This is a genomic window from Macrococcus sp. DPC7161, assembly GCF_004117835.1.
Taxonomy (GTDB): Bacteria; Bacillota; Bacilli; order Staphylococcales; family Staphylococcaceae; genus SDSC01.
In genome coordinates, this window is the sequence record NZ_SDSC01000027.1 from 1 (window position 1) to 467 (window position 467).

The window sequence follows — 467 nt, forward strand, 5'->3', positions numbered from 1 at the left end:
CTGCTGCAGTCGATCTACGGCGATGACGCCCCTCTTACGGATACGCCCGCATGAACCAACCCCTCGCTCCCGCCCCGCAAGGCCTGGCCGCGCTGGAAGCGCGCCTGCGCCAGGACCTGTCCTGGCTGGAAATCCCGGCCAAACAGTGGGTCACGCCGCGCCTGGTCGACGGCCAGCCGGTGCTGGACGTGGCCATCATCGGCGGCGGCATGGCCGGCCTGGCCGCGGCCGCGTCGCTGACCCACCAGGGCATCGTCGCGCCGATCTTCGACCAGTCACCCGAAGGCTATGAAGGCCCGTGGGCCACCACCGCGCGCATGGAGACCCTGCGCTCGCCCAAGCAACTGACGGGTCCGGCGCTGGGCCTGCCCGCCCTGACCTTCCGCGCCTGGTTCGAGGCGCAGTTCGGCGGCGAAGCCTGGGACGCGCTGGACAAGATCCCGCGCCTGCAGTGGATGGACTACCTG

Annotated in this window: 1 protein-coding gene; it reads left to right on the forward strand. The window is 70.9% G+C overall.

Annotated features, from left to right (window positions below; genetic code table 11):
- Nucleotides 1-50 precede the first annotated feature (50 nt).
- Nucleotides 51-467 (forward strand): FAD/NAD(P)-binding protein (locus ER639_RS11915; RefSeq protein ID WP_129065970.1); only part of this gene is annotated, 417 nt, incomplete at its 3' end.